The sequence below is a fragment of the Pseudomonas frederiksbergensis genome, assembly GCF_900105495.1.
Lineage (GTDB): Bacteria > Pseudomonadota > Gammaproteobacteria > Pseudomonadales > Pseudomonadaceae > Aquipseudomonas > Aquipseudomonas frederiksbergensis.
In genome coordinates, this window is the sequence record NZ_FNTF01000002.1 from 2,941,549 (window position 1) to 2,962,011 (window position 20,463).

14 protein-coding genes and 1 pseudogene are annotated in these 20,463 nt (G+C 50.2%); 14 read left to right on the forward strand and 1 reads right to left on the reverse strand.

Features of this window, described 5'->3' with window-relative positions; genetic code table 11:
- Positions 1 to 159: 159 nt before the first annotated feature.
- From rfbB to BLW70_RS13870, 13 genes and pseudogenes are all read left to right on the forward strand, one after another.
- Entirely contained in the window at positions 160 to 1,236 is a 1,077-nt protein-coding gene (gene rfbB, locus BLW70_RS13810; protein WP_074874775.1) for a dTDP-glucose 4,6-dehydratase, read from the forward strand.
- Complete coding sequence (gene rfbD, locus BLW70_RS13815) at positions 1,233 to 2,126, forward strand: dTDP-4-dehydrorhamnose reductase (protein WP_074874777.1); 894 nt, start codon at positions 1,233 to 1,235, stop codon at positions 2,124 to 2,126. The genes rfbB and rfbD overlap by 4 nt, the downstream gene beginning before the upstream one ends.
- The gene (gene rfbA / locus BLW70_RS13820) at positions 2,123 to 3,013 is read left to right on the forward strand and encodes a glucose-1-phosphate thymidylyltransferase RfbA (protein WP_074874779.1); all 891 of its coding nucleotides are present in this window, start codon (positions 2,123 to 2,125) and stop codon (positions 3,011 to 3,013) included. Before rfbD ends, rfbA begins: the two co-directional genes overlap by 4 nt.
- A 435-nt stretch (positions 3,014 to 3,448) precedes the next feature.
- A complete protein-coding gene (locus BLW70_RS13825) occupies positions 3,449 to 4,891 on the forward strand; it encodes a mannose-1-phosphate guanylyltransferase/mannose-6-phosphate isomerase (RefSeq protein WP_074874781.1) in 1,443 nt (480 codons plus the stop codon).
- Between the two features lie 148 nt (positions 4,892 to 5,039).
- The gene (locus BLW70_RS13830; RefSeq protein WP_074874783.1) at positions 5,040 to 6,413 is read left to right on the forward strand and encodes a phosphohexomutase domain-containing protein; all 1,374 of its coding nucleotides are present in this window, start codon (positions 5,040 to 5,042) and stop codon (positions 6,411 to 6,413) included.
- 102 nt (positions 6,414 to 6,515) lie between these two features.
- A complete protein-coding gene (gmd, locus tag BLW70_RS13835; RefSeq protein ID WP_074874785.1) occupies positions 6,516 to 7,610 on the forward strand; it encodes a GDP-mannose 4,6-dehydratase in 1,095 nt (364 codons plus the stop codon).
- Between the two features lie 11 nt (positions 7,611 to 7,621).
- Entirely contained in the window at positions 7,622 to 8,707 is a 1,086-nt protein-coding gene (locus tag BLW70_RS13840) for a DegT/DnrJ/EryC1/StrS family aminotransferase (RefSeq protein WP_074874787.1), read from the forward strand.
- Between the two features lie 101 nt (positions 8,708 to 8,808).
- On the forward strand, positions 8,809 to 9,591 hold the full coding sequence (locus tag BLW70_RS13845; RefSeq protein ID WP_074874788.1) for an ABC transporter permease: 783 nt from the start codon (positions 8,809 to 8,811) through the stop codon (positions 9,589 to 9,591).
- Positions 9,588 to 10,358 (forward strand): ABC transporter ATP-binding protein, encoded by a 771-nt coding sequence (locus BLW70_RS13850; RefSeq protein WP_074874790.1) that lies wholly within the window; start codon positions 9,588 to 9,590, stop codon positions 10,356 to 10,358. The genes BLW70_RS13845 and BLW70_RS13850 overlap by 4 nt, the downstream gene beginning before the upstream one ends.
- Complete coding sequence (locus BLW70_RS13855) at positions 10,348 to 12,633, forward strand: glycosyltransferase (RefSeq protein WP_074874792.1); 2,286 nt, start codon at positions 10,348 to 10,350, stop codon at positions 12,631 to 12,633. The genes BLW70_RS13850 and BLW70_RS13855 overlap by 11 nt, the downstream gene beginning before the upstream one ends.
- Positions 12,624 to 14,276: a glycosyltransferase gene (locus BLW70_RS13860; protein WP_235864998.1), complete on the forward strand. Its 1,653-nt coding sequence runs from the start codon at positions 12,624 to 12,626 to the stop codon at positions 14,274 to 14,276. The genes BLW70_RS13855 and BLW70_RS13860 overlap by 10 nt, the downstream gene beginning before the upstream one ends.
- A complete protein-coding gene (locus BLW70_RS13865) occupies positions 14,273 to 14,902 on the forward strand; it encodes an acetyltransferase (protein WP_074874796.1) in 630 nt (209 codons plus the stop codon). The genes BLW70_RS13860 and BLW70_RS13865 overlap by 4 nt, the downstream gene beginning before the upstream one ends.
- Positions 14,899 to 16,007: pseudogene (locus BLW70_RS13870) on the forward strand (glycosyltransferase family 4 protein). Before BLW70_RS13865 ends, BLW70_RS13870 begins: the two are co-directional and overlap by 4 nt.
- A gap of 89 nt (positions 16,008 to 16,096) precedes the next feature.
- Here BLW70_RS13870 and BLW70_RS13875 read toward each other — a convergent pair.
- Complete coding sequence (locus BLW70_RS13875; protein WP_074874798.1) at positions 16,097 to 17,797, reverse strand: hypothetical protein; 1,701 nt, start codon at positions 17,795 to 17,797, stop codon at positions 16,097 to 16,099.
- Between BLW70_RS13875 and BLW70_RS13880 the strand changes: the two genes are divergently transcribed.
- Positions 17,790 to 20,126 carry an acyltransferase family protein gene (locus BLW70_RS13880; protein WP_235864999.1) on the forward strand — a complete coding sequence of 779 codons (2,337 nt, stop codon included), beginning with the start codon at positions 17,790 to 17,792 and terminating at the stop codon, positions 20,124 to 20,126. The two genes, BLW70_RS13875 and BLW70_RS13880, sit on opposite strands and share 8 nt — an antisense overlap.
- Positions 20,127 to 20,463: the final 337 nt, after the last annotated feature.

Sequence of the window (20,463 nt, forward strand, 5' to 3'; positions counted from 1 at the left end):
TAAGCTGTAAAATGCTGTGCTTGTCCGATAGTGGCATATTCCCATATCGGTTCAGAATGACTCTGTCAGAAGCCTCTGCTGACTTGATGGCTTTGGAATTCATGGATTAGACAGCGCTCGGTTGGCGGCCCTGTCAGTAACTCAAGGGTATGGTTTCGCGTGAAAATTCTAGTAACCGGCGGCGCCGGGTTTATCGGTTCGGCAGTCATCCGTCATATCATCTCCAACACTACTGACTCTGTCGTTAACCTCGATAAGCTTACTTACGCCGGTAACCTTGAGTCATTGGCCGAAGTAAGCCAGAACTCACGTTACGTATTCGAGCGTGTCGACATCTGCGACCGCGATCAGGTTGACCGCGTCCTGCTTGAACATCAACCGGATGCGATCATGCATCTGGCCGCTGAGTCCCACGTCGATCGCTCGATCTCTGGCCCGTCTGAATTCATCCAGACCAACATCATCGGCACTTACACCCTGCTGGAAGCTGCACGCCACTATTGGGCTGCGCTGGATGATGCGCGTAAAGCCGACTTCCGCTTTCACCATATTTCGACTGACGAAGTTTACGGAGACCTCGAAGGTCCGGAAGATCTCTTCACCGAAACCACGCCGTATCAGCCAAGCTCGCCATACTCCGCCAGCAAGGCCAGTTCCGATCACCTGGTTCGCGCCTGGAGCCGTACGTATGGCTTGCCGACCCTGGTCACCAACTGCTCCAACAACTACGGCCCATGCCATTTTCCTGAGAAGTTGATCCCGCTGATCATTCTCAATGCATTGGAAGGCAAACCGCTGCCGGTCTACGGCAAAGGCGACCAGGTCCGCGACTGGCTCTACGTCGAAGACCACGCCCGCGCACTGTACAAAGTCGTGACCGAAGGCGTTATCGGCGAGACGTACAACATCGGTGGCCATAACGAAAAGCAAAACATCGAAGTGGTGTATGCACTGTGCGCACTGCTCGACGAACTTCGTCCGGACTCTGCTTACCGTCCACATGCCAGCCTGATTACCTACGTTCAGGATCGCCCCGGTCATGATTTGCGCTACGCGATCGACGCCAGCAAGATCCAGCGTGAACTGGGTTGGACGCCGGAAGAAACCTTTGAAACCGGTATCCGCAAAACGGTTGAGTGGTATCTCGATAACACTGGATGGGTCGCTCACGTGAAGAGCGGTAGCTATCAGCAGTGGATCGACCAGAATTACGCAGACCGCTCGAACAAGGCATGAAAATCCTCCTTCTCGGAAAGAACGGCCAAGTGGGGTGGGAACTGCAACGTTCCCTCGCCCCACTTGGCGAGTTAATCGCCCTCGATCGGCATACGGTCGATGGTTTGTGCGGCGACCTGTCTAATCTCGACGCATTACGCGCTACGATTCGAAACGTCATGCCCGACATTATCGTCAACGCTGCTGCCTATACCGCAGTTGACAAGGCTGAGTCTGAAGCTGAGCTAGCTGAATGTGTGAACGGTCATGCGTGCCATGTGATGGCTGAAGAGGCTGCTTCAATAGGTGCTTGGCTAATTCATTACTCGACCGACTATGTCTTCAATGGTCGTGGTTCGGCACCGTGGAAGGAGACAGATGCGGTTGCGCCCTTGAGCCAATATGGCATCAGTAAAGCGTTTGGCGAGCGCGCCATCCTCTCGTCTGGTTGCAAGCATCTAATTTTTCGCACAAGTTGGGCTTATGGTGCTCGTGGCCATAACTTCGCAAAAACTATTCTGCGCCTAGCCAAGGAACGACAAACCTTAGACGTCGTCTCCGATCAGATAGGAGCTCCAACCGGTGCTGACCTCATTGCTGATGTCACTGCGTTGGCGATTCAGCAGGTTTTGCAGCGGCCGGACCTGGCGGGACTTTATCATTTGACGGCAAGCGGCGAAGTTTCCTGGCACGATTATGCCATCTACATAGTCGGTTTCGCTCGAACCAATGGCGAGCAGCTTGCAGTTACGGTAATTAATCCGATAGAGACCAGCGCCTATCCGACACTAGCACGTCGTCCTCTGAATTCACGGCTGAGTACCCAAAAACTGCGCGACAATTTTTGTCTACACTTGCCGGATTGGCAAAGTGGTGTTACCCGAATGCTTAGGGAAGTTTTGAATAAATGACGACGATAAACCGTAAGGGCATCATCCTCGCTGGCGGCTCCGGCACTCGTTTGCATCCGTTGACTCTTGGCGTATCCAAACAGATGCTGCCGATTTATGACAAGCCAATGATCTTTTATCCGTTGTCAGTGCTGATGCTTGCGGGCATTAGGGAGGTTCTGATCATCTCCACGCCTGACGACTTGCCGAACTTTCGTAAGCTGCTGGGGGATGGCAGCCTGTATGGCATCAAGCTGTCGTACGCTGAACAGCCAAGCCCGGATGGTCTGGCGCAGGCATTCATTATCGGTGAAAGGTTCATTGGTGATGATCCGTGCTGCCTAATCCTGGGCGACAACATATTCTACGGGCAGTACTTCACGGACCACTTGCGTTCCGCCAATAATCAAACACAAGGCGCGACCGTATTTGGCTATCACGTTTCAGATCCGGAGCGTTTTGGTGTTATTGAGTTTGACGAAACCGGTAGGGCGCTGAGCATCGAAGAAAAACCGCTGAAGCCCAAGTCCAATTATGCGGTGACCGGTTTGTACTTCTACGACAACCAGGTTGTCGAGATCGCCAAGAGCATCAAGCCGTCCGAGCGCGGTGAACTGGAAATCACCGACGTCAACCGTGTTTATCTGGAGCAGAAAGCCCTTAAAGTCGAAATGCTTCGACGTGGATTTGCTTGGTTGGATACAGGGACTCACGATTCGCTGCTTGAAGCTAGTCATTTCGTGCATACCATCGAGAAGCGTCAAGGCTTGAAGGTGGCTTGCTTGGAGGAGATTGCGTACAACAGCGGGTGGATCTCCGCAGCCGAGTTGGCAGCTCAGGCTCAACGTTTAGGAAAGACCGGTTATGGTCAATATTTGGAAAAGCTTTTAGAGACGCATCGCTGCTGAGATTGATCAATGCCGAAGGGTGATATTATTTTGATGGCTTCATTTATTTGTTTTCAAATAATTTTTATGTCCGGTCGGCGCCGGAGTTATTAATACGCGGTGCTACCTTGTAGAATGCCAGCATAAAATTTGGCCCCGTTAAGTGTTGAAGTCTCAATCACGATTGCTCCGCTTTTACTTTCCAAGGAAACCTCTTGTCGAGAGTCCTTGCAGTAAAGCGAGCAAGCCGAATATCCGATAAGTGGTAGGGGCATGTCAATCAGAGCACGGATCAGGGGTGGCTGATTGGCTTGGACTGAGGTTGGGGCTGGGGCTGAAAACTCTCATGGTCGCTTCAAGCAATTTTTTGCATTGATTTACGATGCAGGAATGACTGGAAACATAACTGACCCCACTTACTGGATTCATCTGCCAGAAGGGGAATAAGGATTTAGCATGGAACTGATTCCCGTAATTTTGTCTGGCGGAGTGGGCAGCCGGTTGTGGCCTGTTTCTCGTGAAGCCCATCCAAAGCCTTTCATGGAACTGCCAGATGGCCAGAATCTGATCCAGAAAACCTTCCTGCGTGCCTCGCGCCTCGAAGGTGTTGTGGAGGTTCTGACGGTGACCAACCGCGAACTCCTGTTCAAGACCGAAGACGAATACGCCGTAGTCAATAAAGCCAAGCATGCTCAAGGTTTCATTCTTGAACCATTTGGTCGTAACACCGCTGCTGCCGTTGCCGCTGCCGCGCTTCAGCTGGAAACGAGCCATGGCCCTGATGCCCAAATGCTGGTACTGGCCGCTGACCATCTGATAAAAGACGAAAAAGCCTTCGCTGCTGCCGTAGCCAGCGCCATGACGCTGGCCGCCGAAGGTTGGCTGGTTACCTTCGGGATCCAGCCGACGTACCCTGAAACGGGGTTTGGCTACATCGAAGCGCAAAAAGATGCACCGCTCAAAGGCGGCCTGAAAGTGGCGCGCTTTGTCGAAAAACCTGATCTGGATACCGCGCAAACATATATCAGTGCGGGCAACTACTACTGGAACTCCGGGATGTTCTGCTTCCGGGTGGGCACTGTCCTCGAAGAGCTTCGTCAACATGCTCCGGACGTAGTGGAAGCGGTCAGCAGGACAATTGAAGCATCGCGCCTGACTTCATCCGCCAAGTACCGTTGCCTGGCGCTTGATGCTGATGCGTTCGCTGAGGTCCCGGATATCTCCATCGACTACGCGTTGATGGAGCGCTCCTCTAGAGTCGTGACCGTTCCCTGTGACATCGGCTGGAGTGACATTGGTTCCTGGAATGCCGTCAGCGAACTGACCGAGCCTGACGAGAACGGTAACCGCTTTGAAGGCGAAGTGCTGTCTCACAACTCTCGTAACAACTATGTCAACAGCGAAGATCGACTTACCGCACTGGTCGGTGTCGAGGACTTGCTGGTCATCGACACCCCGGATGCGGTGATGATTGCCCACAAGGACCACGCTCAAGATGTAAAACATATCGTCAATCAGCTCAAGGCTTGCAGTCATACGGTTCATTTACTCCACCGCACCGTGCATCGTCCTTGGGGTACCTACACAACGCTGGAAAATGGCGAGCGCTTCAAAATCAAGCGCATTGTGGTGAAGCCCAAGGCTTCTCTGTCGCTGCAGATGCATCACCACAGAAGCGAGCATTGGATCGTTGTCAGCGGGATGGCTAAGGTCGTCAACGACCAACAGGAGTTGATGTTGAACACCAATGAGTCCACCTTCATTCGTGCAGGCCACCAGCACCGCTTGATGAATCCGGGAGTCATAGATCTAGTGATGATTGAAGTGCAAAGTGGCGACTATCTTGGCGAAGACGATATTGTTCGTTTCGAAGATAATTACGGCCGCGTCGATACGTAACGGCAGCTTGGTAGTCATTAGCTTGTTCGGTGGGGGGCCCATCGACCAGGCCTATTTGCATTTATCTTGGTTCTAATGCATTTCCATCCTGATGAGAGAGCGGGCCGTCAATCGGCCTCGCTCCCACATACCTCAGCAAGAGAGCGGTATGAATACCCCAGTCAAAACCCAATGTTTCAAAGCCTATGATATTCGTGGCCAGGTACCGTCCGATCTCAATGAAGATGTTGCCTATCGGATAGGCCGGGCCATGGTTACCGAGTTACAGGGAAAAAACATTGTGCTGGGTCGGGATATGCGGCTCGAAAGCCCGATGCTGGCAGAGGCGATGACACGAGGGTTGCTTGAGGCGGGGGCCAACGTCATCGATATCGGCTTGTGCGGCACCGAAGAAGTGTACTTTGCCACCAGCGCATTCAAGGCGGATGGTGGAGTGATGATCACCGCGAGCCACAATCCCAAGGGTTATAACGGGATGAAGCTTGTGAAGTCCGAGTCCCGGCCAATCAGTGGTGACACCGGACTAAATGCCATACGCGACCGTGTGGAGAGTGGTGATTTAGGCGCGCTGGCCGACACTCTCGGTGAAGTTCGATTCGAGCTGGATAAGACGGCCTACATCGAGCACCTACTCAGTTACGTCAATGTTGCAGATCTCAAACCGCTTAAAATATTGGCCGACCCGGGCAACGGCGCTGCCGGGCCGGTGCTGCAAGAATTGATCAAAAAACTGCCCTTCGAATGGGTAGTCATCAACGCAGAACCCGATGGCAACTTCCCCAATGGTGTGCCCAATCCGCTGCTTCCAGAAAAACGTACGCTGACACGTCAAGCGTTGTTGGCGAACGGCTGTGATTTGGGAATCGCGTGGGATGGAGATTTCGATCGCTGCTTCTTTTTTGACCAGAACGGCCGCTTCATCGAGGGCTATTACCTTGTTGGCCTGCTGGCGGAAATGCTGCTCAAGAAGAACCCCGGCTCCAGGATTATCCATGACCCTAGGTTGACCTGGAATACGATCGATCAGGTTCGATTGGCGGGTGGTGTTTCAGTACAATGCAAGACCGGCCACGCATTCATAAAAGAGCGCATGCGTCTGGAGGATGCGATCTATGGCGGTGAGATGAGTGCTCACCATTACTTCCGGGATTTCGCCTATTGCGACAGCGGCATGATCCCTTGGCTGCTGGTGACCGCGTTGATGTCTGCCTCGGGGAAAAATTTGGCCCAGCTTGTTGATGAGCGCGTTGCCGCTTATCCATGCAGCGGTGAAATCAACTATCGGGTGAATGATGTATCCGCGGCGCTGGCGGAGGTCCTGGCGCATTATTTACCTCAAGGGCCTAACCTTGATCAAACCGATGGCGTCGGTCTGGAGTTTCCTGACTGGCGGTTTAATCTCCGAGGTTCGAACACGGAACCTCTTTTGAGGTTGAATGTGGAAAGTAGAAGGGACCCAGCGCTGGTAGCGTTGAAAGTTAAAGAAATTGAGGGATTGCTGAACAGTAGATATATGGAATGACAAAAACGGTTCTCACTTCCAGACGGAAGGTGAGGGGCAGCAATAAGTTGGCTCTCTGGTAGAGACTTACTGTTCGATTGATTAATTTAAATTGGTGAGAAAATGAGCGACAAGAAAGTAGCGTTGATTACGGGTATTACTGGTCAGGATGGTGCTTACCTTGCTGAGTTCCTGCTCAAAAAAGGTTATTCAGTACACGGCATCAAGCGCCGTAGCTCCCTGTTCAATACTCAGCGTATTGACCATCTCTACCACGACCCGCACAACCAAGGCTATGATCTCAAGCTGCACTACGGCGACCTGACCGATTCAAGTAGCCTGATTCGTATCGTGCAAGAAGTACAACCAGATGAAGTCTACAACCTTGGCGCGCAAAGCCACGTTGCGGTTTCCTTCGAATCGCCAGAATATACTGCTGATACTGATGCCATGGGTACACTGCGTATCCTTGAAGCGATCCGCATCGCGGGTCTTGAGAAAAAGACCAAGTTCTATCAGGCATCCACATCCGAACTGTACGGTCTGGTTCAGGAAATTCCACAGAAAGAAACCACGCCTTTCTATCCGCGTTCCCCTTATGCTGTCGCCAAGATGTACGCCTACTGGATCACTGTGAACTACCGTGAGTCATATGGTATGTATGCTTGCAACGGTATTCTGTTTAATCACGAATCGCCCATCCGCGGTGAAACCTTCGTAACACGCAAGATCACTCGCGCCTTGGCCCGTATCAAGGTCGATCTGCAAGATTGTCTGTACCTCGGGAACATGGACGCCCTTCGTGACTGGGGTCATGCTCGTGATTACGTGGAAATGCAATGGCTTATGCTGCAACAAGAAACTCCGGAAGACTTTGTGATCGCGACCGGTGAGCAGCATTCGGTTCGGGAATTTGTTGAGGTTGCAGCGAAGGAAATCGATATCAAGATTCGTTGGGAAGGTACGGGTGTCGACGAGAAAGGTTACGACGTCGCAACCAACAAATGTATCGTTGCCGTCGATCCGCGTTATTTCCGTCCCGCCGAGGTTGAAACGCTGCTGGGTGACCCAAGCAAAGCCAAAGCCAAATTAGGCTGGGTACCAACTACCTCCTTCAATGAGCTGGTAGAAGAAATGATGCGAGAAGACATGAATGAAGCCAAGCGTGACAAACTGGTCGCTGAACACGGCTTTAAATACTTCAAGGGTCAGGAATAAAGGGGGCTGTGATGATACCGGTATATCAGCCCTTTCTGGGCGGACGCGAAAAGGAATATGTAAATCAGTGTCTTGATTCGACCTGGATTTCTTCTCGCGGAGAATTTATCTCCCGCTTTGAGAGCGAGTTTGCACGATACATTGGTGCGGAACATGCGACTACAGTGAGCAACGGTACAGTTGCTCTGCACTTGGCAATGGTTGCTTTGGGACTGGGGCCTGGCGATGAGGTGATTGTCCCAACGCTCACTTATGTGGCGTCTGTCAACACCATCATGCAAACCGGGGCAAGCGTTGTGTATGCTGAATCCCGAGCTGATACTTGGAATGTCAGCGTTCCAGACATACGCAGCCGTATCACGCCTAAAACAAAAGCCGTCATGGTCGTACACCTGTACGGTCTGTCGTGTGACATGGATGAGGTCGTCGCTCTTTGCAAAGAGCACAACCTGCTGCTGATCGAAGACTGCGCAGAAGCTTTCGGCTCTCTGTACAACGGTCAGCATGTAGGGACTTTCGGTGATGTCGCTACGTTCAGCTTTTTTGGAAACAAGACCATTACCACCGGTGAGGGTGGGATGGTGGTGTCCAAAAACAAGGACATCCATGAAAGAGCCTGCCACCTCAAAAGCCAAGGCGTGTCCAAGACTCGCGAATACTGGCATGACGAATTAGCGTTCAACTATCGGATGACCAACATCTGCGCAGCCATCGGCCTTGCACAGCTGGAACGTGCAGACGAGACCATCGCTCTCAAGCGGCAGGTTGCGGACTGGTATCGTGAAGCGCTCGAAGGGCTTCCGCTGCAGATGCATGCAGAGCAACCAGGCACACGTCACTCATATTGGATGTGCTCGGTGCTGTTGGATGATCCGAGCCAGCGTCAGGCATTGCGTGATCATTTGAAGAACAAGGGTATTGAGACACGCCCTTTGTTCGCTCCTGCTCACAACATGCCGCACTGCAAAACGGATGAAACCTTTCCGATAGCGCAGGACCTTAGCTCGCGAGGGATGAACCTTCCAAGTTATCCGACGTTGAGCCGTGAACAGGTGCAGCAAGTAGTAGAAGAAATTCGATCTTACTTTGCCAGCTGATGTTGCTTTGGGGTTGAGGTTGGTAACAGCCTCAATTCTCATAAAATTCAAAGAGGACGAATAATGTCCAGACTTTCGAATTTAATTGTTCAGGGGAAGTAATGTTTTCGTATTTTTCTCGCGTTTGGGCTGCTCGATATTTTTGGGTACATCTTGCTCTAGCTGATTTGCGTTCTCGCTGGCGCAGATCGTTTTTTGGTGTGACGTGGTCAATTATCCAGCCATTGGGTATGACAATACTCCTGACGTTAGTATTCAGCCGACTTTTCAATACGGACGTATTAACTTACGCCCCTTATGTTCTCTCAGGGATAGTCGTTTGGGAGTTCATTTCCGCTAATACAATTGGTGGTTCGTTGTCTTTTGTACAGGCGGATGCCTACATTAAACAATGTAATCATCCCTTGGCAATTTATACCTTGCGAACAGTGCTCGGTAGTTCAATCGTGCTCATGCTGGCCAGCGTTTCCCTCTATCTCTGGGTCGCGATCATGATGCCGCAGAATTTCGGCTGGAGCTGGTTGGCGACGTTAACGATATTTCCCGTTGTAGCCTTGATAGCCTGGCCTGTGTCGACACTTCTCTCCTACATCAGTACCCGCTTTCGCGATGTTCCCCACGCGCTCGGGTTGGTGATGCAGTCTTTGTGGTTTGTGTCTCCAGTGTACTTCGAAGCGAAAATGTTTCAAAACGGTGGGCTGCACGCACTGGTTGATTACAATCCGATTTATCACATTCTCCAGTTGTTCAGAGCGCCATTGTTGCAAGGGCAATGGCCGACTCTTGCCAACTACACTTTTAGCTTGGGTACCGCTTTGTTCTTTGGTCTTATCGCGATGTATGTGGGTTACAAAGCAGAGCGGAAGGTGATTTTTTACCTATGAGAATGAATAAAATCAATCAAATCAATGTAAAGAACGTCAACCTCCATTACGCAGCCGCTGCTTACAAGGAACGTTCATTAAAGTCATTGATGGCGAATATCTTCTCAAAAAAAGAAGCCAATAATCATGTGGCCGATATTCACGCGCTCAAGAACATAAATGTTCAAATTGTCAGCGGCGAACGTGTGGGACTTCTTGGGCACAATGGCGCGGGTAAAAGCACGTTCCTCAAGACGGTTGCCGGCTTGTATCCAATCTCCAGTGGTGAACTGAACGTACAGGGCCAGGTTCGTTCCCTGTTTGACTTGAGCTTGGGATTCGAGCCGGATGCCACGGGGCGTGAAAATATTCTGTACCGTGGTCTGTTGCTTGGTCTGTCTCCAAAGTTCATGCGAGAGAAGATCGACGAAATAGTAGCGTTTGCCGATCTGGGCGAATTTATTGATTATCCGATTAAAACGTATTCAGCCGGGATGCAAGTGCGACTCGCGTTTGCTATTTCAACCACGGTCGGTGGCGACATTTTGCTGCTGGACGAGGTTATCGGTGCGGGCGATGCCAACTTTATGGCAAAGGCAAAAGTACGTATCACCAGTCTGATCGAGAAGGCTGAGATACTAGTTCTGGCCTCTCATGACTTTGGTGCTTTGCAGTCCATCTGTACCCGAGGCTTGGTCTTTCACCATGGTGAGTTGTTGTTCGACGGTGAAATAACAGACGCTATCGCCGAATACAAAAAAATAAATGGACTTTCTGATGCAAACTAAACCATTTCGTGTGATGTGGTTGCTGAACCATGGTGCGGCTCGTAAGTTCGAGCTTGAAATGCTCAAGTCCTTGGGCGTTAAAGAGTTCTTTCTACCAAAGTCATTTCCACAGGAAATCGGTTTTCGTTCGGCGAGCATAGATTATTCGGAAGATGCGAACCTGACTATTCCGGCTGAAGAGTTAGAGGTTCTAAATCAGCAAAACTGGTATGTGGCTCCTTCGAAAGAAGCTTGGGATATAGCCAATAAATATTTCGATGTGTGTTTTTTCATCTGCCACTCAAAAGGCTTCATGAATGAGGTTTCACGTTCATTCACCGGCGCGGCCATTTGGCGTGCGTATGGATTGGATAAGACCCTAAGTTACTCGGAAGTCGTGAAGATCCTGACCTTAGGGACGCAGTCAGTAAAAAAACTCGGACGACGTCTTTGGTTGGGGATCGCGTACGAGCACCTTGCCGATTCTGAGCCCATGTACCTACAAAAAAGAAAGGCGTTTTTACCGCTGGGACTGAATAACTGTGCAATCAATGACATCTGGAACGGAAAGCAGAAGCATATTTTTTTCGTGTGCCCGGACATTGGTTTCAGTAGCTACTATAAAAAAGTGTACGAAGATTTTATTTCGGATATGCAGGGGATGCCCTATAAAATCGGCGGTTCGCAGCCGATCGAAGTTAATGATCCGAATGTGTTGGGATTTGTCACTAATGAAGAACATGAACGAAATATGAGAGAGTCGCGAGTGATGTTTTATCATTCAAGCGAGCCTAACCATATTCATTATCACCCCTTCGAAGCCATTCGCGTCGGCATGCCACTAATCTTCATGAGTGGCGGCATTTTGGATCGCATGGGTGGTGCGACCCTTCCTGGTCGATGCGAGTCTGTCAAAGAAGCGAGAGAGAAAATTCGTCGCATCTTGAATGATGATTCGAAGTTTATCGAGCAGGTGCGTAAAAGTCAGGCAATACTGCTGGAGCCCATGCGCGCAGAGAACTGTGAAGCCGCTTGGATAAGTAGCTTCCAGGAAATTCTGCAAGAACTGGAAGTCAGCCGCTTGGAGCAAAGCCAGCGGCCAGTCAAACGCAAAAAAATCGCAGTAGTAGTCCCTGTCGAATATCGAGGGGGAAGTCTTCGTGGAGCTCATCTGCTAGCGGAAGCTTTGCATGAAGGAAGCAGGCAATGGGGAGAAGACGTCGATGTTGTGCTCTTGCATTTGAAGTCTGTTGGCGATGAGGCAGAAGACTCTTTCGAACAGGATGAGAGAATTCAGCTTCGCACTTTTCAATGGAAAACCCTCGACGCGCAAACTGCACGCAGAGCCATGCGATATGCAGGTCACGACGGCTGGGAACCGGACTCTGTGAGATACGTGGTTCCGGATGATGGTATTAAACAGCTTCTGGACTGCGACGCGTGGATCATAGTCTCTGATCGTGTACAGGCTCCCTTAGTGCCGCTTCGGCCATGCATATTCATGGTTTATGATTACCTTCAGCGCTACGAGAATGTGCTGTCGAAAAGTGGGGATGAGCATTTTATTAGTGCCGTGCGTAGAGCGCAGAAGCTTCTTGTAACCACTGAGTTTACGAAACAGGACGCCATTCAATACGCCGGCGTTGAGGTAAACCGAATCGCTAAAGTACCGATGTTGGCTCCCGCTTTTTCAAACGTTGAACCTGCGATATCCCCGGCGTCCGACCAGCCGTATTTCTTATGGACAACTAACGCAGGTGCGCATAAGAATCATGTGAACGCACTGAAAGCACTCAAATTTTATTATGAGGCTCTAGGAGGTCAACTATTCTGTCATGTAACAGGTGTAAATACTGACAAACTGCTTGAGAGTAGTGCTCCGCATCTTAAGTCTCTGTCTGCGCTCGTTAATTCAAGCGCCGCACTGTGGGAAAAAGTTAAATGGCTTGGCGAACTCCCGGACTTTGAGTACCGCAGTTCTTTGGCGGATGCCGCGTTTCTATGGCATGCAGGTAAAGTTGACAATGGTTCCTTCAGTGTTGTCGAGGCCGCCAGTTTAGGTGTGCCCTCGCTGAGTAGTAACTATCCGGCTATGCGTGAGATGGATGTTCAGTTTTCACTGCAATTGTCCTGGATGAATGCCGCCGATTATAGAGAGATGGCGCACAAGTTGAAGGAAATGGAATTGACATACTTGTCCAAGAAGGCCCTGCTTCCATCGCCTGAGATATTGGCAGAACAAGGCGTTGAGAAGTTGGCGGCACAATATTGGGGAGTCATACGAGAGTGTCTATAAACAAATATGGTATCTATCTGGCTTACGCGCCGGGTCTGGATTTACGACACGAAGGATTGGGTAGATACCTTGCTGCCTTTCTGAAAGGGGCCCGCGACCGAGAAGATGTACGCTTTGTACTGGTTTGCCCAAGTTGGTCAAAAGAAGGTCTTGAAGATCTATTTACCAGTGAAGGTGTTTCTAAAGAGCGTTTCGAATTAGTTTCGCCCTCGAAAAAACCTATGGTGCTCCGACTCTACGAAGCCTACATCGCTAGAAAAAAACGAAAACGGAAGCCGGGACTACTCAAAAGAATATCCATAGGAATCTCCGCGATTAAAGGTGCGGCGCTTGATCATGTAGAGCAACAATTGGTAACGACCAATTCTTATGGGGGGCTGGCGCTGCTGTTTTTAGAAGGCTTTCTTCTTCTCGGGCTTGGTGTCCTATTCAGTCCAATCGTTATTTTGGCGTTGATTATCCTCTCCTTAATAAAATTCAGGTTTGTTTTTAAGCGACTGAGTAGGCCCTTTCGGCGCCATTTGACACGCGCCCGAGGGGCTGTCGGCGAGCCAAAGGACGATGCTTTCATTTTTCGGCTTTATAAGCGAATGGAGCGGATTGAGTCGGAGCGGATGCTTCAATTGATTGACAGCCTAGCTGATGTAAAAGCTTGGTACAGTCCTACAGCGTTCTGGCCAGCCTTCAATAAAATTAATCGTCCGCGTCTGATGTGTGTGCCAGATGTCGTGTTATCTGACTTCCCTGTCGGGTTCTCGAGTGTTGGAGGCGAACGTTTCTTGCAAACCTATGAAGATGTTCGCAGATCAATCCAGACCGGGCAGCATTACGTCACCTATAGCAACGCGATCAAGTGGGATACGTTGGTTGAACAGTATTCGATCCGTGCTTCTAATGTATCAGTGATCCACCATGCACCTAACATGCTGAATCAATGGGTCACAACCCGAGGGTTTTCGGATCTGGAAGCGACCTCGCTTCATTATTCGCAAACGCTTCTCGGTAGTGCGATGCGCAAATCTTCTAATCAGAATTATACGGTTGGTTTTGCAAACTCCTCATTCAAATTCATATTTTATGCAAGTCAGTTTAGACCGAACAAAAACCTGTTGATGTTGTTGCGCGCATATGAGTTTCTTTTAAGGAAGAAATATGTCAGTCACAAGCTGATTTTGACCGGTGATCCTGAGCGTTATCCGTCCGTCAAAAAGTTCATAGCCGAACACGGTTTGGAGAATGACGTTTTATGCTTGCACGGCTTGACGGTGCAGGAGCTCGCTGCCTGTTACAAGTTGGCAGATCTGGCAATAAACCCTAGTCTGAGTGAGGGGGGATGCCCATTCACCTTTACCGAGGCTCTGTCCGTAGACACGCCGGTCGTCATGGCTCGAATCGCGGTTACCGAGGAAATACTCAATCAGCCTGAGCTTCAAGACACGACATTTTTTGACCCTTTTGAATGGGAGGATATGGCTCGCCGTATTGAATGGGCACTTGCTCATCGAGAAGAGCTTCTGGCACTGCAGAAAAACATCTATCAGAGCCTGATTCAGCGTACCTGGACAGATGTTGTGAATGAGCACATCACAGTTCTTGAAGCTATTTCCATAGGCGGCGGTATCCCTTTGGAGGCTCAATTATGACTCCAATCATAGGCATGCTGATTCTTGGATTTGGAGGTCATGCCCGGAGTGTGGCTGACGTCGCACTCGCGTCGGGAATTACGCAGTTGTGCTTTATCGATGCCAACGCTAAACCAGGTGAATCTTTTTGTTCGTTTCCAGTGAAAGTGTCCGTGGACTTTGAGCTGCCCGAAGATTGGTCAGTCGTTCCCGCCGCTGGCGACAACAAGAAAAGAATAGAGCAGTGCGAATGGGTAATTCAGCAGGGATGGCATTTAGCGACGCTCATCGCTCCCAGTGCAACCATAGGCGTCGGTTCCCAAATCGGTGAAGGGACCTTTATTGCTCATCACGCCCATATTGGGCCGATGGCATCAGTCGGACGTGGTTGTATCATCAACACTGGCGCAATGGTCGAGCATGAGTGCGTAGTCGGTGACTACAACCATATTTCTGTCGGTGCTGTAGTTGCCGGCCGAAGCCGTATCGGTGATCGCTGCTTCCTGGGGGCTGGCTCAACAGTGATCGACGGGCTGCGGGTGACCGACGATGTCATGCTCGGCGCGGGTGCGTGCGCTAATCGCAATCTTGAAAAGGCCGGCACCTACGTGGGAGTTCCTGCAAAGTTTTTGGGGCCTAAACATTGAAAATCCTGCATTTTTTCAAGACCTACTACCCAGACACTATGGGCGGTATAGAGCAGGTTATCTTTCAGCTCGCCGAGGGGGGATACGACACGGTATCGAATCTGAAGTCCTGTACCTTAGCCCCCGTGGCGCAATGCGCAACGAACGACTCGGACACCATATCACCCATCGGTCATATGAGAATCTTCAGATCGCTTCCACTGGCTTTTCAATTGGAGCGATCAAGGATTTCATCGAACTCGCAGAGCAAGCCGATGTTATTCATTACCATTTCCCATGGCCATTTATGGACATGGTGCATTTTCTATCCAGAGTGAAGAAGCCGACCGTTGTTACTTATCACTCGGATATCGTAAAGCAGCAGACATTACTCCGACTCTATAATCCGCTCATGCGCGCATTTCTTCGAAATGTCGACGTTATCGTTGCGTCTTCACCCAACTATGTTGCCAGTAGCGAGACGCTGGGTAAGTACGTGGATAAGGTGAAGGTCATCCCTATCGGGATAGATCGTGATACATATTCGGAGGTGACTGATGCCTCTCTGGCTCATTGGCGTGAGACAGTGGGTGAACGCTTTTTCCTGTTTGTTGGGGCGCTCCGTTACTACAAAGGCCTCGACTTTCTTCTGGAAGCTGCTCAGCAGACAAAGCTGCCTATCGTGATCATGGGGAAGGGCCCCATGGAAATGGCGCTGAAGCAGAAGGTTAAAGAGGAGAACCTTAAGAACGTCTTTTTTGTCGGTGGCCTGCCAGATAGCGACAAGGCTGCACTGATGACTCTATGTTTCGCTTTGGTATTTCCCTCCCACCTCAGGTCTGAAGCCTTCGGGATCTCTCTGCTGGAAGGGGCTATGTACGGCAAGCCTCTCATCTCCTGCGAAATCGGGACAGGCACGACATACATCAATATCGAAGGTGAAACGGGCTATGTGGCACTCCCGGGAGACAGCGCGTCGCTTGCAAGCGCTATGAAGAAGCTCTGGGATGATCCAGAGAGGGCCGCCACCATGGGGGAGAATGCTCTAAAGCGTTATGAAGAGTATTTCAAGGCCGATGATATGGTTAAGGCCTACAGCGATGTGTATCACTCGCTTTTGAAGTGATTAGCGTATTCGTCATATCGATACGCTAATTTTCCGCTAAGGCGCATTAAACATTTTCGAACGGCTGTCGACTCCACGTCGCGAAAGTCTCATTTCATGGGAGATGGCAGAACAAGTATCTCGATTTTCCATTGGCCGGTGTCGATTTGGGAAGCCCGTACATAACGCGCCTGCAACTGCTTGCCTGACTCTGACGGAGCAGCCGTCCAAGGATCGGTGACGTTTAATACCACTGACGGAAGATTGGCGTCGAGTGAATAAAATCTAGAGATTGCACTGTCGATTTTAGGTGTGGCTCCATTTTGTTGACTGAAATCCCAAGTTGACAGCGTTTTTGGTCGCATTCCAGTGAGTAAATATATGCTAGGGAACCGTCCGATTACTGCGACTGAATCGCCCGGAATCGTGGCTAAGAACGCGGTGGTCTGGTCAATGGCCTGGGCTTTATCTGCGGTTGTAAGCAGACCGGCGAAGACCCCGTTCTCAATTCGCTTTGCAGGTGCCGAACTTAATGGATTTACACCTTCCCCATAAATGAAGTTGAAGTTGCTCATTAAAAAAAGGACGACGACTCCACAGAGAAGCGCCAAGTGAGAATGACGCTTAACGTCGTTTTTCGGGAATATGGCAAGAAGAAACACGCAGACGCAGGTGAACCCGCCGATGGCGAAGTTAATGATGCTGTTCGTGGCAGTTAGCGACGTAACAATGCCAGCGAAGAGCCCTACGAAAAAATACGCAGTCATTGCGTGGTCATTGCTAGCTTTCCTGATCGTTTCGGTAACGAAAAAGGCCGCCCCTGCGGTAGCGAGTAAGAGCACGTAATCATGCGATGTAGCGTAAAGGAAGGGGCCTGCGAGCTGGGCAGCTATAAGAATTCCGATAATAACTGCAGCTGTGATCCATCCGTGGGAAGAGCGGCTAGACCCTTTGCCCGCGAAGATACCGACTGCTATTGATGCAAAGCACAAGGTTACAAAGATGCCGCTCGCGCCAAGCAAGGCAGCCGCCTTCGATAGTTTTCCTCCGAGCCCGGTAGAAACTTGAAGTGATGAATTGGTGAACTCGATAATCTGCATCAAACGGCTCACGCCGTACGCAGACAATAAAAGCCCGAGTCCGACGATCTGAAATGTTAGGCACCACACAACATATCGTCGAAAGCTAGGTCGTAGCACTGGTACGGCCGCAATGGCAACCAGGAAGCTTGCCAAAACAACCACGAACGTGGGGTAGGCGAGCACTGACACCATCCACGCCGCTGCTGATGTTATTAACCAGCGCAGCTGCTTCGTTTCTTCAAAAATCGCATAAGCTGCGATCGCGCAAAGCATGCCTTGCATGCCCAAGGTGTTGTATGACGGAGAGGGAAGACTGAAGGGGATGAAGCTCGTTACCGCGATTCCGCAAAGCACTGCGACAGGAAATGTTTGGCGAGTACGAGCGAAACGGAAAAAGCAGAATCCCGAGATAAGACTCGCAACCAGATATATAAATCTGTTGAGAAGAGCCAGGCCTTGCTCGTTTGGCAGAACCGCGGCAAAGATTTTGATGAAAGGAAAGACAAGCAATTCTGCGGTCTGATGTAGCCCTAGAGCGCTACTGTGCTGAAAACCGGTCTTCAGCCAACCATCCAGAAAAGACAAGTAGTAGGACTCGTCCGTGAGGTCTACACCGATCGTCATGCGATAGCAAAGCAATAGGGATATGACAACTGCAAGTGAAATCATGCCGGCACGCAACGCAACATCGGAGCGGCAGCCATCATTATTCAAAGTCGGTATGGACATCCCTGAAATCTCTTATGGGCATACAAAAGGTAGCCATGGTATCAGACACCGTTGCGCTCTCAATAAAGGTTTTGCATTCGTTTACGGCTGCGATTTAGAAAAAACGAAAAGCGTCGGCTCGAATGCCGCAACGTTGATATTCAGTTCGACCAGAGCAGCTAGGCCGTGCCATGATATTATTCCAATGCTTTTGAGCGAATCAACCGTCGCCGAGCCCTACATGGTGCCCGAACTTAACGTCTGGAGTGCGCCGAATTTAAAACCGAAAAAAATCGTGCTTTGGTGGAAAACGATGTCCATTAGTGAGACTCAAGCCGTAATATCTACTTCGAAAATTACCAGTGGCTCAATAAGACATATTGGGTACAGGCCTGATATCGATGGCCTTCGTGCTATCGCTGTCCTGGCAGTTTTGATTTTCCATGCATTCCCAACAGTGTTGCGCGGCGGTTTTGTAGGCGTTGATATATTCTTCGTGATTTCTGGTTTTCTCATTTCCAAAGTTATCCTGACTACGTTGTATCAGGGGACTTTTTCCATCGCTGAATTCTATTCTCGTCGCATACGCCGAATACTCCCTGCACTTGTGACGGTATTGGCCAGCTGTTTGATATTCGGTTGGAATACGATGCTCGCGGATGACTTGGTCCTTCTGGCAAAGCATGTTCTTGGAGGTGCCAGCTTTGTCTCCAATTTTGTTTTGTGGAGCGAGGCGGGGTATTTTGACAAGGCGTCAGAGTTAAAGCCTTTATTACATCTCTGGTCATTAGGAATCGAAGAGCAGTTTTATGTTGTCTGGCCCCTGATGCTATGGGCAGGATGGCGCTTGCGACTTCCTCTTCAACTGATTGTAGTGCTTATGGGTTGCGCATCCTTTTTGATTAATATCGTTGGGATTCATGAGGATCAAACCGCGACTTTTTATTCTCCACTCTCTCGCGGTTGGGAGCTGATACTCGGAGCTGCGTTGGCATGTCTTACATTTAAGTCCAGTACGAAAGCTATTTCACATAGCAGTTACTTCGTAGTGATTACTTCGTTTTTCGGCTCAGCAAAGGTGCGCTCTGTTGTTTCGATCATCGGCCTACTGTTCATTGTTTATGCAATCTTTCGAATTAAAGACACGCTTCCGTTTCCTGGCAAGTGGGCGCTGTTTCCTACTGTTGGTACCTTCCTGCTAATCGCAGCAGGAACAGAAGCATGGGTCAACAGGGTGTTGCTCAATAGTCGCCCGATGGTAGCGATAGGGTTAATCAGCTTTCCTCTTTATCTCTGGCATTGGCCGTTGTTGACGTTTGCCAGAAGCACCTACCCGGAAGGTTTGCCTTGGACTGCTCGCTTGGGGGTAGTGGTTGCGAGTGCTGTGTTGGCAACTCTGACGTATCTTTATATCGAAAGGCCATTTCGTTCAGGCTCGCGTACTCAATTCAAAGTCTCTGTACTGTGCGCTTTAATGTGCGTCGCGGCCGTCCTGTCAGGGGTCATATTAAAGTCTGGTGGTTTCGCATCTCGTTATCCCGAAATTATTCAACGAGCAACTGAGTACAACCTCGACGGTTATCGTGCAGCATTGCGTAATCGAGTTTGCTTTATGGATATGGGGCAGGATGCGTCGCAGTACGCTCCAGAGTGCCTGGATAAAGGAACTGCACCGTTGTGGGTGTTATGGGGGGATTCAGGGGCAGCAGCCATTTATTCAGGCCTGCGTGGCCTTGCAGATCGCAGCGGTCAATTTCGGCTCGCACAATTTACTTCCTCGGCCTGCCCCCCAATGATTGGTTACGAGGGAGATAATGTCGCCTGCAGCCGCAATAATCAGTGGACGATCGAAAAAGTTCGGGAACTGGCGCCCGATACAGTGATTTTAGCCGGAATGTGGGCGGAATATAACAAGGAGCTTCTGCCTTCTACGATCAAACAAATACAGAGCACGGGAGTGCGCAGAGTCATCATTTTGGGTCAGGCCCCTGCATGGAAAGATGCGCCGTCTCGCATAACCTTCAATATGTGGAGTAGTGATCCTCTGCATCGGGTTCCTTCGGAGCGACTGGATTATGCTAAATATGGACGGGACCATGGCGTTCAACCACCGGAGGGGCTTATTCGCCAAACAAGGATTGCGGAGCAAAATCTACGATCTGTGGCTCAACAATCGGGTGCGCTGTTTATATCTGTCGTTGAAAAGATGTGCAACGAAGACGGTTGTCTCATGAGAGAGTCTGCATCCAGCGGTGACGCGTTCTATTTAGATATCGTTCATCTCACTCCTTATGGTGCAAATTACGCTATGAAGGCAATTGCACCTGAGTTGGGTGTAAATGACCGCTAGGTATATGAAGGCCTCAAACGCTATACGTGCTTGAGGTTGACGGAAAGAGAGGTTGCGAAGTCTCCCGCGTTGCCATTTTTCGCGATAGGCCGTCAGGCTTCGTAATCCCCATGCAGGGGCGCTTAACGTCCTGCTGCTCCGATAGCCGTCCCCGCAGATTTATGTAGTCCTGCGCTTCGTACCCATGTCGTTGTTCTGGATAGCTGAACGCACAGCGACCGAGTATTTGCCAGCCGACTTGGGTAGCACTCACCAACACGTTGACAGCGATCGACAATGGACAGCTGTGATTGAGCATTTGCGACTTCATGGCTGAAGGAATATGGCCGTACTGCCG